Source organism: Salipiger sp. PrR002 (genome assembly GCF_010500775.1).
Lineage (GTDB): Bacteria > Pseudomonadota > Alphaproteobacteria > Rhodobacterales > Rhodobacteraceae > Salipiger.
In genome coordinates this window covers 123,325-137,306 of sequence record NZ_JAAGOU010000012.1, presented here as the reverse complement: position 1 = coordinate 137,306, position 13,982 = coordinate 123,325, and the positions used below count along the sequence as shown (strand labels likewise).

Annotated in this window: 13 protein-coding genes; 7 read left to right on the top strand and 6 right to left on the bottom strand. The window is 66.2% G+C overall.

Features of this window, described 5'->3' with window-relative positions:
• Window positions 1-79: 79 nt before the first annotated feature.
• The 6 genes from G0A00_RS14445 to G0A00_RS14420 are packed head-to-tail and all read right to left on the bottom strand — an operon-like array spanning window position 80 to window position 6,525.
• Window positions 80-2,023, bottom strand: coding sequence for a cache domain-containing protein (locus G0A00_RS14445; RefSeq protein ID WP_164180873.1), 1,944 nt, complete (start codon window positions 2,021-2,023; stop codon window positions 80-82).
• A 57-nt stretch (window positions 2,024-2,080) separates the two neighbouring features.
• Entirely contained in the window at window positions 2,081-2,581 is a 501-nt protein-coding gene (locus G0A00_RS14440) for a DUF6505 family protein (RefSeq protein ID WP_164180714.1), read from the bottom strand.
• Between the two features lie 10 nt (window positions 2,582-2,591).
• Entirely contained in the window at window positions 2,592-3,302 is a 711-nt protein-coding gene (locus G0A00_RS14435; protein WP_066111411.1) for a biotin/lipoate--protein ligase family protein, read from the bottom strand.
• Complete coding sequence (apbC, locus tag G0A00_RS14430) at window positions 3,299-4,363, bottom strand: iron-sulfur cluster carrier protein ApbC (RefSeq protein ID WP_164180713.1); 1,065 nt, start codon at window positions 4,361-4,363, stop codon at window positions 3,299-3,301. Before apbC ends, G0A00_RS14435 begins: the two co-directional genes overlap by 4 nt.
• A gap of 3 nt (window positions 4,364-4,366) precedes the next feature.
• Entirely contained in the window at window positions 4,367-4,558 is a 192-nt protein-coding gene (locus tag G0A00_RS14425; protein ID WP_164180712.1) for a DUF6494 family protein, read from the bottom strand.
• Between the two features lie 23 nt (window positions 4,559-4,581).
• Window positions 4,582-6,525, bottom strand: coding sequence for a 4Fe-4S binding protein (locus tag G0A00_RS14420; protein WP_164180711.1), 1,944 nt, complete (start codon window positions 6,523-6,525; stop codon window positions 4,582-4,584).
• A gap of 372 nt (window positions 6,526-6,897) precedes the next feature.
• Between G0A00_RS14420 and G0A00_RS14415 the strand changes: the two genes are divergently transcribed.
• The 7 genes from G0A00_RS14415 to G0A00_RS14385 all read left to right on the top strand — a co-directional run bounded on the left by G0A00_RS14415 (window position 6,898) and on the right by G0A00_RS14385 (window position 13,982).
• The gene (locus tag G0A00_RS14415; RefSeq protein ID WP_164180871.1) at window positions 6,898-7,431 is read left to right on the top strand and encodes a DUF3305 domain-containing protein; all 534 of its coding nucleotides are present in this window, start codon (window positions 6,898-6,900) and stop codon (window positions 7,429-7,431) included.
• Entirely contained in the window at window positions 7,428-8,072 is a 645-nt protein-coding gene (locus tag G0A00_RS14410) for a DUF3306 domain-containing protein (protein WP_164180709.1), read from the top strand. The genes G0A00_RS14415 and G0A00_RS14410 overlap by 4 nt, the downstream gene beginning before the upstream one ends.
• A gap of 2 nt (window positions 8,073-8,074) precedes the next feature.
• Window positions 8,075-8,698 carry a molecular chaperone gene (locus tag G0A00_RS14405; RefSeq protein WP_235952993.1) on the top strand — a complete coding sequence of 208 codons (624 nt, stop codon included), beginning with the start codon at window positions 8,075-8,077 and terminating at the stop codon, window positions 8,696-8,698.
• A 50-nt stretch (window positions 8,699-8,748) separates the two neighbouring features.
• Window positions 8,749-8,943 carry a twin-arginine translocation signal domain-containing protein gene (locus G0A00_RS14400; protein WP_164180707.1) on the top strand — a complete coding sequence of 65 codons (195 nt, stop codon included), beginning with the start codon at window positions 8,749-8,751 and terminating at the stop codon, window positions 8,941-8,943.
• Window positions 8,944-9,065: 122 nt separating this feature from the next.
• Window positions 9,066-12,044: a formate dehydrogenase subunit alpha gene (locus tag G0A00_RS14395; protein WP_164180705.1), complete on the top strand. Its 2,979-nt coding sequence runs from the start codon at window positions 9,066-9,068 to the stop codon at window positions 12,042-12,044.
• A gap of 12 nt (window positions 12,045-12,056) precedes the next feature.
• Window positions 12,057-12,650 (top strand): formate dehydrogenase FDH3 subunit beta, encoded by a 594-nt coding sequence (gene fdh3B, locus G0A00_RS14390; RefSeq protein WP_066111394.1) that lies wholly within the window; start codon window positions 12,057-12,059, stop codon window positions 12,648-12,650.
• 108 nt (window positions 12,651-12,758) lie between these two features.
• Window positions 12,759-13,982 carry a formate dehydrogenase subunit gamma gene (locus G0A00_RS14385; RefSeq protein WP_203595385.1) on the top strand — a complete coding sequence of 408 codons (1,224 nt, stop codon included), beginning with the start codon at window positions 12,759-12,761 and terminating at the stop codon, window positions 13,980-13,982.

Genomic DNA, 13,982 nt, shown 5'->3' with positions numbered 1-13,982 from the left:
GGCCGAAGGCCGCCGGGCAGGCGCCTGCCCGGCGGCCTTCGGCCTCGATCCCGGGCGTCGGACGTGAAGCATCGAGCCTTCACCCCACCTGCGGCAACCACACGGTGAACACGGCCCCGCCGCCTTCGGCATTGGCGGCGGTGATCAGCCCGCCCGCGCGCTGCACGATGCTCTGCGAGATCGACAGGCCCAGACCGGTGCCCTCGCCGCGGCGCGTGGTGAAGAACGGGTCAAAGAGCGCGCCAAGGTTCTCCTCGGCGATCCCCGGCCCGCTGTCGCGCACCTCTAGTGCCACGCCCGCCACGCCATCGCGCATCTCTTCGCGCAGCGCCAGCGCGAGCTGCCCTTCGCTGCCCATGGCCTGCGCGGCGTTGAGGATGAGGTTGATCACCACCTGCTGCATCTCGCCCGCGTCGATGGCCACCAGCGGCAGCGAGGGCAGATCGCTGTGTACCTCGATCGCGCCCTTGCCAAGCGCGTGATCCGCCAGCAGCAGCGAGTCCTCGACCACCGGGCGCAGATCCACGCCCTCGCCGCAGTCCGAGAATTCACTGGGCCGGGCGAACTTCAGCAGCTTGCCAACGATGGCCTGCATGCGCATCACCTGCCGCTCGATCAGCGTCAGCTCGGTCTCGACCGGGGCGGCGGCCTCGGCAAGCTCCATGCGGATCACCTCGACGTTGCCTTGGATCACCGCCATCGGGTTGTTGATCTCATGGGCGACGCCCGCGGTGATCTCGCCGATGGAGGCCAGTTTCTCGCTCATAACCAGCTGACGATAGGTGTCTTCGAGCTTGGCATTGGCGTCGCGCAATTCGGCGGTGCGGCGGTCGACACGGTCTTCCAGTTCCTCGGCCCATGCGCGCAGCTTGAGGTCGCGGTCCTGCACCTGATCCAAAAGCCCGTCGAGATGCGCCGCCACCTGCCCGATCTCGTCGCGGCCCACTGGCCCGATGCGCGCCGCGAGGTTGCCGCGCGCCACCCTGCGCATGGTGGCGGTCATCTTTTCGAGCGGGGCGAAAATGCCCTTGGCCATCCATAGAAACACCGGTGCCGAGAGCAGCAACACCCCGGCGAAGGCGGCCATCATCCACAGATAAGCCTTGCGCTTGGCCTCGGCGAAGGGCGCCTCGAGAAAGCCGACATAGAGCATGCCCACACGGTTCCCGAAGCTGTCGCTGAGCGGCAGATAGCCCGAGATGTACCAATCGTTGACCACGAAGGCGCGCGCCAGCCATGTCTGGCCCTCGTCCAGCACTGCGTTGCGCACCACCGCCGAGACCCGCGTGCCAAGCGCGCGCACGTCCTCGAAGAGGCGCACGTTGGTAGAGATGCGCACATCGTCGAGGAACAGCGTCGCGGTGCCCTGCCGCGTGCCGCCGGTCAGCGGATTGCGGTAGACCAGCGCGTTGATCGCGTCGATGAAGCCAAGGTTGCTGTTGAGCAAAATGCCCCCCACCAGCACCCCCTCGTGCCCCGGAAGGCGCACCGGGCTGGCCGAATGCACCACCATGCCCCGGTCCTCGACCAGCCGGTCGGTGGGCACGGCGGCCTCGGTCTCGATCAGGTCGATGCGGGCACGTGCGTCGAGGTTGCGCGGCAGCGCAGCCAGCGCCTCTGGCGGGAAGATGTCGATGGCGGTGCGGCTGCGGCCCCGCTGCGCCTCGGCGATCACCGGCCAGCGCGCGGAGGCCTGCGCCACCGCGCCCATTGGCAAATAGTAGAGGAAATCGAGCCGCAGTTCCGCGCGTTTGGCCAGCAGGAACTCGCGGTTCGGGCCACCATTGTCGAAGGCCTCGGCGAAGGCGACGGACCCCGCCACACCGCCCAATTCGTCGCCGGTGCGCGCCATGAGCTGCGACAGATACTGCTCGGCGATGCGCAGATCGCTCTGCACGTTGGCGGCCAGCAGATCGTCATAGTCGCCCGTCCAGCGGGTCATGCCGAGCAGCAAGAGCAGCGGCATGAGAACCACCAGCGGCGCAAGCGCAAGGATCAGCAGGCGCAGACGGACGGAAATCATCGGGCGGGTCAGAGGTCTCATGCTGGCGCCGAGCCTAGCACGGGCGCGCGGGCGCGGTCAGTGCTGATGCGGCTCATGCGGATCGTCGAGCGATCCGTGGATGGCGAATTGCTCCAGTCCCGCATCGCTGGCCTCGATCACCCGGTAGCTCTCGCGCACCCCGGAGTCGGTCAACTCGCGCGCCACGGTGAGCAGCGTGTTGGGCGCGTGGTCGTCGCAGAGCTCGATCATCTGCGCCAGTTCCTCGGCAGCCACGGGGCGCGCGGCCTCGGCCGAAGGGGCGCCGTAGTAGGTGACGAAATGCTCGGCCAGACGGTCGGTCAGCGCCTCAAGCTCGCCCGGCTCCAGCGCGGTGACGGCCACGAAGGTCACGCGGCCAAAGGTCTCGAGCCCGAGCCAGCCGTTGGAGAAGGCCTGCCGGGCCTTGCCGGTGAGGTCGCCCTCGGTCCAGTTGGAGAACTCGAACCCGCCCGACAGGCACCATTCGCCGGTGCGCGCAGGGCTGGAGAAGACGCGGCTGTCGCTCTCGTCGAAATGGATGGCGCGGGCGAGTTTCATGCGAAAACCTTCATGGTGCGGGTTCGAGAAGCGTGGTGAGCGGGATCACATGGGTCGTCTCGGCGTCGCGCAGCAGCATGCCGAAATCCTCGTCGACGCCAAGGAAGGTGCCGGAAAGCCCGTTTTGCGTGACCTCCTCGCCCATGTCCTGCGCCAGTGCGCGCCATTCGGAGTGCAGCGCGCGGTTGCCCTCGTCTTCCCAGCGGTTGACCCAATTGAGCGTATGCCGTGCCCACGCCTCTAGCAAAGCGGGCGGCTGCACTTCGGCGCAGCCCTCGGCGTAAAGCGAGGTCTGGTCGGGCGTGTCGCCGGGGCGATCGCTGGCGGGGATCAGCGGCAGGGTAAAGCCGATGACCAGCCAGTCGGGCACCTGCGCGGGATCCTGCGTGGCGGCCATGCAGCGGAAGCGCCCGCAGGAGGCGCCATTCACGCGGATTCCGCCGTGCCAATCCAGATGCACCGCAACCTCGGGCGGGGCCATCACGCCAAGCGCGTTCTGGAACCCCACACCGCAGAGCGGCAGCATCGCCATGGCCTGCGCCAGCGGCACCTCGGGAGCGAAGACCAGCGCCCCCTGCAGCGCGTCCGCGCCGAGCCGATAGGCGACCAGCCCGGCATCGCAGCCCAGAAGGGCGCGCTGGCAGGCATGGTCGAAGGCATCGGTGGTGACCTCCTCGCCCCACAGCAGGGGCGGGAAGGCCAGATCCTCGGCGGTGCTCATGCCACCCCCTGCGCCACCAGCGCCGCGGCTATGTCGTGGAACGACTTGGCCTGCGCGCTGTCGGGCTGGCTGACCACCACCGGCGCGCCGCCATCCGAGGCAAGGCGGATCTGCAGATCGAGCGGCACCTCGGCAAGCAGCGGCACACCGAGTTTCGCCGCCTCTGCCGCGACACCGCCATGGCCGAAGACATGCTCTTCGTGGCCGCAGTTCGAGCAGATGTGCGTGCTCATGTTCTCGACCATGCCGAGGATCGGCACGTTGAGCTGCTTGAACATGTCGATGCCTTTGCGCGCATCGAGCAGCGCCACGTCCTGCGGCGTGCTGACCACGATGGCGCCGTCGACCTTGGCCTTCTGGCTGAGGGTCATCTGCACGTCGCCGGTGCCCGGCGGCAGGTCCACGAGCAGCACGTCGAGCGCGCCCCATTGCACCTGCATCAGCATCTGCTGCAGCGCGCCCATGAGCATCGGCCCGCGCCAGACCACCGCCTGATCCTCATTGGTCATCAGGCCGATCGACATCATGGTCACGCCGTGATTGCGCAGCGGCAGGATGGTCTTGCCGTCGGGCGAAGCGGGACGACCCGAGACGCCCAGCATCCGCGGCTGGCTCGGCCCGTAGACATCCGCATCCAGCAGGCCGACGCGGCGGCCCTGCTGCGCCAGCGCGCAGGCGAGGTTCGACGAGACGGTGGATTTGCCCACGCCGCCCTTGCCCGAGGCGATGGCGATGATGTGGTTGATGCCCGGCACCGGCTGCGGACCCTGCGGCTCGGCCTTGCGCATCTTCAGATCCGGCGGTGCCTTCTCGGTGTGGCCGGTCATCACGATGGCCACCGCCGAGACACCCTCGGTGGCGCGCAGCGCGCTTTCCGCCTGCTCCTTGATCTTGGTGTAGGCGGTGCTCTGGCTGGGCGGGATTTCCATGACGAAACGCACCGCGCCCGCCTCGTCCACGTTCAGCGCGCGCACGACGCCGCTCGACATGATGTCACCGCCCGCAACCGGATCGGCAATGCTCTTCAGGACGGATTGAACCGTCTCTCTGCTGGCTGGCAAGTCTTACTCCTGTCCCTTGATCTCGCCCGTGACCTCATGGGTCAGGCCAAGCTCCTCGATCGTCACCACGGCCTTCACCGCGTAGCTTTTGCCGCTGGTCGCGTTCTCGCGCATGGCCTCTTCGATGGCCTGCTGCGAGGTGACGCCCACCTGCTTGAGGAACTTGCGCATGGACATGTTGAAATCGTCGCTCATCGGGGTCTCCCTTGGGTCGCGGCTCAGTGGTCGCGCCGCTTGCTGAGATAATCGTCGGTCGTCCGGGGCCGCGGGCGTTCCCCGGCGGCGAAAGGGTTGTCCTGCGCATGATACTGCGCATTCACCCGGCAGTCGTCACACATCTGGATCATCCGCAGCTTGTCCCCGCTGAACATGGCATGGGACTGAAGCTTTTCGGTGATCCGGTCAATGGTCGACTTCACGCCGAAGAGCGAGCCGCACTCGATGCAGGCAAAGGGCTCTTCCTCGTTGATCACCCGCTGCTCCAGCGCCTCGTCGCCCAGTTGCAGGCGTGGCTCGAGGGTGATCGCATCCTCGGGGCAGATGTTGGCGCAGAGCCCGCACTGCAGGCAGGCGTCTTCCTGAAAGCGCAGCTGCGGCAGGTCGGGATTGTCGCCAAGCGCGCCCGAAGGGCAGAGCGAGACGCAGGACAGGCACAGCGTGCAGGCGTCCTGATCGACCAGCACCGCGCCATAGGGCGCGCCTTCGGGCAGCGGCAGCGTCTCGGCGCCGGGATGCAGGGCGCGGGCGGCCTGCCGGGTGATCTGGCGGCGGGTGCCCATGGGGCGCACCGGCGTGGCGACGGGCGCGGGCGCCTGCTCGGCATAGAGCGCTTCGGACATGGCGTCGGGGTCGGGCGTTTGCAGCAGCGTGACCTTGCCGCCGCCGCTGATCGCATCGGAAAGCGCCACCTGCGCCGACAGCGCGGGGATATCGGCGCCCGGCCCCGGCAGCACGGTCACCGAGGCGAAACCGGCGGCCAGCGCGGCCACCGTCTCGGCATGTCCGAAGGCGCCGATGGCGCGAATCTCCATCGGGATCACGTCGGCGGGCAGGCCATCGCCGTGGCGCGCCGACAGGCGGATCATCTCGGCGCCATGCGCGTCATGCACCAGCAGGCGCGGCGCATGGCCGCCCGCTTCGAGATAGGTCTTCGCCAGCGTCTGCACCCGGCGGAACGTGAGGTCCACCGGCGGCGCGTCGTAGCTGATCGCGCCCGACGGACAGGCCGAGGAACAGGCGCCGCAGCCCGCGCAGATCATCGGGTCGATCGTCACATGCTCGCCATCGGGCGAGATCGCGCCGGTGGGGCAGAGATCGAGACAGTTGGTACAGCCGGTCTGCCCGGCGCGCGAATGGGCACAGAGCAGCGGCTCGGTGCGCAAGTAGAGCGGCTTTTCGAAAGTGCCGACCAGATGCGAGGCGGCCATGACCGCGGCCGCCACCGCCTGCGGGCGGCCCGGATCGGCGCGCAGGTAGCCCTCGCGCTTTTCATGCGCCGGGAAGAGCGGCGGCTCACGGCGCAGGTCGAGGATCACGTCGCATTCCGAAATGCCACCATCGCGCGGCTCGGTCAGCGTGAAGGCACGGCCCTCGGGCTCGATCTGGCGCAGCGCGTCGATGGTCACGCGGAACTGCCCCAGCGCGCCCTGCGCCTTGCGCAGCTTGCCGGTGACCACGTCGTAGGCGCGGGTGTCGGGAAGCTCGTCGGCCTCGTCCAGCAGCACGGTCACACCAAGGTGCGGCGCCAGCTGTTCGGCGGCCTCAATCGCCACGTCAGAAGACCCCAAGATGAGGCACAATCCCTCAGAGATCACATCAAGGGTCTTCTCGGGGGCGGCGGGCAGCATGGCCTCGGCGGCGAGGGCGGACATTTTGGCCACTTTAGAGCCTTGGTCTGCGCTCCACCCGGCGCGGTCGCGCAGGTCCAGAAGCGGCGCAGGCTCGACCCCGAGTTCCTCGGCCAGTGCCTCGAAGGTGCGGCTCTCCTGCGTGCAGCACAGGACAACATTCCCCTGCGTCAATCCCTTTGCGGCGCGGTCCGCCTGGGTGGTGCAGAGCGATTTGCAGGGCGGGGTGACCTCGAATCCCGTCGCCTTGGAGAGGGCCTCGGCATCGATGGACTGACTGCCCATACAATCACATGTTATCAAGGTCTTGGTCATGGTTTCCTTCCTGGCAGACGGCGCATCTTGAGGGCTTTCGTCGCTCGGTGAGACCGCTAGCTAGACCCGATTCGCCTGTGCCCACAACTCAATTCCTCGGGCGGAAAGCCGCCGATCCCACAACGCGCCCTAGGCTGGGGGACGAGGTGATTCGCATGCTGCGCCGCGGCGCTTTTCCAGAGCAAAAAACTCGGGATGGACATTTCGTCCCTGCCTCATTTTTGCCCATTGCCCGACTACCCAAAATGTCCAGTCGAGGCCGCAGAATACCGCGGTGCACCAATTGGCCCTTTCACCATGAGGTCTACATGTTTCAATGAGCGCGGGAGGAAGGATATCACTGTGACCGGTCATCCGAGCAACGATCAATTCATGTCCATTGGCGTGGTTCTGCGCCGCACCCCCGGCGTCACCCGCTGGGCGAAATGGGCGTGGCGCGCCGTCGCGGTGCTGCCGGGCGCGGGCCCGGCGGACTGGCGAGAGCTGCGCCGTGAGGGTGACGTTGTCGAATATCACGCCGGAACCCTGTCGCTGGAACTCTACCGCGCCGAGACCGAGGCCTATCTGCACGGCATCACCGCCCGCGAGCCGAGCGTTTACGTGATCATGCGCCCCACGCTGGGCGAGCACCCGTTCGAAATCGTGCTGGTCACTGCCTCGCCCTACGAGGCGCAGGACTATTCCGACAGCGGCGAGGACATCGTTGAAAAGGTGCCCATGCCCGCCGGGCTGCTCGCTTGGGTGGGCGATTTCGTCGAGCGTTATCATGAAGAAGAAGAGTTCGTGAAACGTCGCAGGGATCGTGCAAAGGTGGACGGCAAACAGGACGGCATCGGCGATCCGCGCATCTCGACCAGCGCGGATGTCTACGCCTCGCCCGCCCTGAAGCGAGGGAGGCTGCAGTGAAAGATTTCTGGTCCCGCCGCAAGGCCGCCGTCGAGGCCGAGACCCGCGCCGAGGAGAAGGCGCAGGATGATGCCCGCCGTGCGGAAACCGAGGCGCAGCTTGCCGAGCGCAGCGACGAGGAGCTTTTGGCCGAGGCCGGCCTGCCGCTGCCTGAAGAGATCACCGATGGCGAGATGGTGCGCAAGTTCCTGCAATCGCAGCTGCCCAAGCGCCTGAAGAACCGCGCGCTGCGCACGCTGTGGCGCTCGAACCCGGTGCTGGCCTGCCTCGACGGGCTGAACGACTACGATGGCGACTTCACCGCCGTGACGCCCGCCGCCGACTTCAAGACCACCTATCAGGTGGGCAAGGGGCTGCTGGCGCATCTCGAATACGTTGGCCAGAAGGACGACGAAGAGGCCGCTCCTGCCGAGGCTGCGGAAGACCCGCAGGCCCTTGCAGATGAGGGCCCCACCGATGCCGGAACCGCCTCGATCCGCGCGCCCGAAACGCTCGGACCGACGGTAGAGGCGCAGCCAGTGATCCCGCCGCTGCAGCCCGCCGAGCCGCAGGCGGTACAGATCGCCCAGATTGACCCCGAGCCCGAGGAAAGCTCCCTGCCCGCCAGCGCGCGGCGCATGCGCTTTTCCTTCGAGGCCTGATGATGACGGACACGCCCAATATGACCGCTGCCCCCGAGACCCGCATCGCCGAAGAAGACCGTCTTCGCGCCGATCTTTACAACTTCCTTGGCCTGATCCTTGCGCGGCCTGCCGATCAGGGGCTGATCGATCAGACCGCCGGGCTGACCGGAGACGAAAGCCCGATCGGCGAGGCGGTGACCACGCTGGCCAAGGTCGCGCGCCTGTCGAAACCGAAAGCGGTCGAGAGCGAGTACAACCGCCTCTTCATCGGGCTGGGGCGCGGCGAGTTGCTACCCTATGCGTCCTACTATCTGACCGGCTTTCTGAACGAGAAGCCGCTGGCATTGCTGCGGCAGGACATGACCGCGCGCGGCCTCGCCCGCGCCGAGAATGTCTTTGAGCCCGAGGACAATATCGCAAGCCTCATGGAAATGATGGGCGCGATGATCGTCGGTCGCTTCGGCACGCCCGCGACGCTGGGCCAGCAGAAGAGCTTTTTCAACAAGCACATCGGCCCTTGGGCCGGGCATTTCTTTTCGGATCTCGAAGGTGCCAAGAACTCCGTTTTCTACGCCCCTGTTGGCCGTCTTGGCCGGGCGTTCATGGAGCTTGAGGCAGAAGCCTTCCGGATGAGCGCGGAGTGATCCGCATAGGGGCGGGCAACCGCCGCAACCCAGAGAGAGGAGGTCTCTCAATGAAGAGGAAAGACGAGCAGGCGAGCAGCCGCCGCGATTTCCTGAAGATGGCTTCGACCGCCGCGCCGCTTGCGGCCGTCGCCGTGGCCACCACCAACGGGACCGAGGCCGAGGCCGCCGAGCCCGATCTGCAGTCGAACAAGCTGCAGGATACCGCGCACACCCGCGCCTATTACGCCGCCGCCCGGTTCTGACCGGACGAGGCTTTCCCCGCCAAGGACGACTGGTTGCGTGACGCCCGACTGTCCAAGGCTCTGAGCATAACCAAGCAAGCGAGGCACCATGGGGGGCCGAGCACGCAAGGGGAGAGAGAAACATGTTGAGGAAAAAGACCAACGGGGTTGCGCGACGCCCCCAGCGGACAAGTATCCTTTCCGAGGCGGCCAATGCCTCGGTTGATCGCCGCGCCTTCCTGCGCGGCTCGGGTCTGGCCATCGGCGGTCTGGCGGCGGTTGCCGCGACCGGCGGCACCGTGACCCAAGCCACCGCCGCCACCGCGGCCGCGGGCGACGTGAAGACCGTCAAATCGGTCTGCACCCACTGCTCGGTCGGCTGTACGGTGATGGCAGAGGTGCAGGGCGGCGTCTGGATCGGGCAAGAGCCCGGCTGGGACAGCCCCTTCAACCTCGGCTCGCATTGCGCCAAAGGCGCCTCGGTGCGCGAGCACGCGCACGGCGAGCGCCGCCTGAAGTACCCGATGAAGAAGGTGGGCGGCGAATGGCAGCGCATCTCGTGGGAGCAGGCGATCAACGAGATCGGCGACCAGATGATGGACATCCGCGACAGTTCGGGTCCTGACTCGGTCTACTGGCTCGGCTCGGCCAAGCACAGCAACGAACAGGCCTATCTGTTCCGCAAGTTCGCCGCCTATTGGGGCACCAACAACGTCGATCACCAGGCACGTATCTGCCACTCGACGACGGTTGCCGGCGTTGCGAACACATGGGGCTACGGCGCCATGACCAACTCGTACAACGACATCCACAAGTCGCGTGCGATCTTCATCATCGGCGGCAACCCCGCCGAGGCGCACCCGGTTTCGCTGCAGCACGTGCTGAAGGCGAAAGAGCAGAACAACGCGCCGCTGATCGTCTGCGACCCGCGCTTCACCCGCACCGCCGCCCATGCGGACGAATACGTCCGCTTCCGTCCGGGGTCGGACGTGGCGCTGGTCTGGGGTCTGCTTTGGCACATCTTCGAGAACGGCTGGGAAGACCGCGACTTCATCCGCAGCCGCGTCTGGGGCATGGATGAGATCCGCACCGAGGTCGCCAATTGGACGCCCGACGAGGTCGAGCGTGTGACCGGCGTGCCGGGCAGCCAGCTCGAGCGCGTGGCGCGGACGCTGGCCAACAACCGTCCGGGCACCGTGATCTGGTGCATGGGTGGCACGCAGCACACCAACGGCAACAACAACACCCGTGCTTACTGCATCCTGCAGCTGGCGCTCGGGAACATGGGCACCGCCGGCGGCGGCACCAACATCTTCCGCGGCCACGACAACGTGCAGGGTGCAACCGACCTTGGCGTTCTGGCCGACACGCTGCCGGGCTACTACGGCCTGACCGCGGGCGCTTGGGCCCACTGGGCGCGCGTCTGGGAAGAGGATCTCGACTGGCTCAAGGGCCGCTTTGCCATGCTGAAAGGCAAGGATGGCAAGGACAAAGAGATGATGGGTCTGACCGGCATCCCGGTCTCGCGCTGGATCGACGGTGTGCTCGAGGCGAAGGACAACCTCGAACAGCCCGACAACACCCGCGCCATGGTGTTCTGGGGCCACGCCCCGAACTCGCAGACCCGCCTCAAGGAAATGAAGACGGCGATGGAGAAGCTCGACCTGCTGGTCGTGGTGGACCCCTATCCCACCGTCTCGGCGATCCTGCACGACCGGACCGACAACACCTATCTGCTGCCGGCCGCGACGCAGTTCGAGACCTACGGCTCGGTCACCGCGTCGAACCGCTCGATCCAGTGGCGTGACAAGGTTGTGGATCCGCTCTTCGAGAGCCTTCCGGACCACATCATCCTGCACAAGTTCGCCACCAAGTTCGGCTTTGCGGATCGCATGTTCCGCAACATCCAAGTGAACGGCGAAGAGCCGCTGATCGAGGATCTGACGCGCGAGTTCAACAAGGGCATGTGGACCGTGGGCTATACCGGCCAGTCGCCGGAACGTCTCAAGATGCACATGGCCAACCAGCACACCTTCGACCGCACCACGCTGCGAGCGCTGGGTGGTCCGGCTGACGGCGACTATTACGGCATGCCGTGGCCGTGCTGGGGCACGCCCGAGATGAACCACCCGGGCTCTGCAAACCTTTATGACATCTCGATGCCGGTGGCCGAGGGCGGTCTGCCCTTCCGGGCCCGCTACGGCGTAGAGCGCAACGGCGAGAACCTTCTTGCCGAGGGCTCTTACACCGTCGGCTCCGAGATCGAGGATGGCTATCCCGAGTTCACCATGCAGATGCTGATCGATCTCGGCTGGGACAGCGATCTGACGCCCTACGAGCGGAAGATGATCGAATTCGTCGCGGGCTACATCGACGAGCGCCCCGAGACGGACACGGACCTTGGCGAGCAATCGCAGACCGGGCCCTACCCGTCGGACGCAGCCGAGAAGATCGGCGGCGTGAACTGGAAGACCGACCTTTCGGGCGGCATCCAGCGCGTGGCGATCAAACATGGCTGCGCCCCCTACGGCAACGCCAAGGCACGCTGCGTGGTCTGGACCTTCCCGGATCCGGTCCCGGTGCACCGCGAGCCGCTCTACACCAACCGGCGCGATCTGGTGGAAGACTACCCGACCTACGAGGACAAGACCTTCTGGCGGGTGCCGACCATGTACGCTTCGATCCAGAAGAACGACTTCTCGAAGGACTATCCGATCATCCTCACCTCCGGCCGTCTGGTCGAATACGAGGGTGGCGGCGACGAGACCCGGTCCAACCCGTGGCTCGCCGAGCTTCAGCAGAACATGTTCGTCGAGATCAACCCGCGCGACGCCAACAACCTTGGTGTGCGTGACGGGGCGGACGTCTGGGTCGAAGGCCCGGAGGGCGGCAAGGTCAAAGTGATGGCCATGGTTACCCCGCGGGTGGGCGAAGGCGTTGCCTTCATGCCCTTCCATTTCGGCGGCTATTTCGAGGGTGAAGACCTGCGCTCGAAATATCCCGACGGGGCGGACCCGATCGTGCTGGGCGAGTCGACCAACACCGCGCAGACCTATGGCTATGACTCCGTCACACAGATGCAGGAGACCAAAGCCACTCTCTGCAAGATCATGCCGGCGTAAGGAGAGCGATACATGGCACGAGCTAAATTCCTCTGCGATGCCGAACGCTGCATCGAGTGTAACGCCTGCGTCACCGCGTGTAAGAACGAGCACGAGGTGCCGTGGGGCATCAACCGCCGACGTGTGGTGACCATTCAGGACGGCCAGCCGGGCGAACGCTCGATCTCGGTCGCCTGTATGCACTGCTCGGACGCGCCCTGTATGGCCGTCTGCCCGGTGGATTGCTTCTACCAGACCGAAGAAGGTGTGGTGCTGCACTCCAAGGACCTGTGCATCGGCTGCGGCTACTGCTTCTACGCGTGCCCCTTCGGCGCGCCGCAGTACCCGCAGGCGGGCAACTTCGGGTCGCGCGGCAAGATGGACAAGTGCACCTTCTGCAACGGCGGCCCGGAAGAGAACAATTCCGCAGCCGAGTTCCAGAAGTACGGGCGCAACCGGATCGCCGAGGGCAAACTGCCCATCTGCGCCGAGATGTGCTCGACCAAGGCCCTGCTGGCCGGTGATGGCGACGAAGTGTCGTCGATCTACCGCGAGCGCGTGGTGGCCCGTGGCTTCGGCTCGGGCGCCTGGGGCTGGGGCACCGCCTACGACGAAAAGGCCAACTGAGCCATCCCGGCAGGCCCGCGGGCCTGCCGCCACTTCAAGTCCCGCGCGGGGCGGCGATGGCCGCCGTTCCGCGCGGTTCTGGCGTGAACCTACATCCGGGAGATGACCATGCTGCGCCAATTGCTGGCCCTTTTCGCACTGGTCCTGATGGTCGCCGCCCCGTTGGGCGCCGCGGCTCAGGACGCTGTTTTGCTGCCACCCGAGCCCGACCGCTCCGCCACAGGCGGGGCGCAGACGCTCGAGGACATCATGCGCCGGCAAGCGGGCATCGAGATCGATGACAGCTTCCGCCGCGACAACATCGGCGGCGACGCCAACAACGTGCCGGGCATGGGTCCGCTCGGCGGCGCTTCCGACCCCGACCTGTGGCGCGCCCTGCGCTACAATGAGGCCGACGTGCGTGCCTCGACCCTCAACCCCAACGGCAAGGTGCTGATCCAAGACGGCGGCATGTGGTGGCTCGACTTCCGGGAAGGCCCGCTGCGGACCTATGGCGGCTGGCTGCTGCTCGGCACCATCGCCATCCTTGCGGTGTTCTTCCTGCTGCGTGGCCGGGTGAAGATCGATGGCGGCAAGACCGGCAAGACCGTGCAGCGCTTCAAGTGGATCGAACGCTTTGCGCATTGGACGCTGGCGGGCTCGTTCCTGCTGCTGGGGTTCACCGGGCTGTTCACCCTTTTCGGGCGCAAGTATCTGATCCCGCTCATGGGGCATGATTTCAACTCGGTGCTGCTGCATTACTCCAAGCTGATCCACAACAACGTCAGCTGGGCCTTCATGCTGGCGCTGATCATGGTTTTCGTCATGTGGATCTGGCACAACCTGCCCGACCGCACCGACATCACGTGGTTCGCGCAGGCCGGTGGCATCATCGGCAACAAGCACCCGCCCGCCAAGAAGTTCAACGCCGGTCAGAAGATCATCTTCTGGAGCGTCATCCTGCTGGGTGCCTCGGTGTCGGTCTCGGGTCTGTCGCTGCTCTTCCCCTTCGATCTGCCGCTCTTTGACAAGACCTTCGCGATCCTCAACAACTGGGGCGTGCCGGGATGGGTCGGCATGGAGAGCTTCCCGGTGGCCCTTGCCCCGCAGGAAGAGATGCAGTTCGCGCAGCTTTGGCACGCCATCGTCGCATTCCTGCTGATGGCGGTCATCATCGGCCACATCTACATCGGCACGATCGGTATGGAAGGCGCTTATGACGCCATGGGCTCCGGTCAGGTCGATGAGAACTGGGCGCATCAGCACCACTCGATCTGGTACGACAAGGTGAAGGAACGCGAAGCCGCCGAGGCCCGCAAAGCCGCCGGCAATTCGGCCACTCCGGCGGAGTGA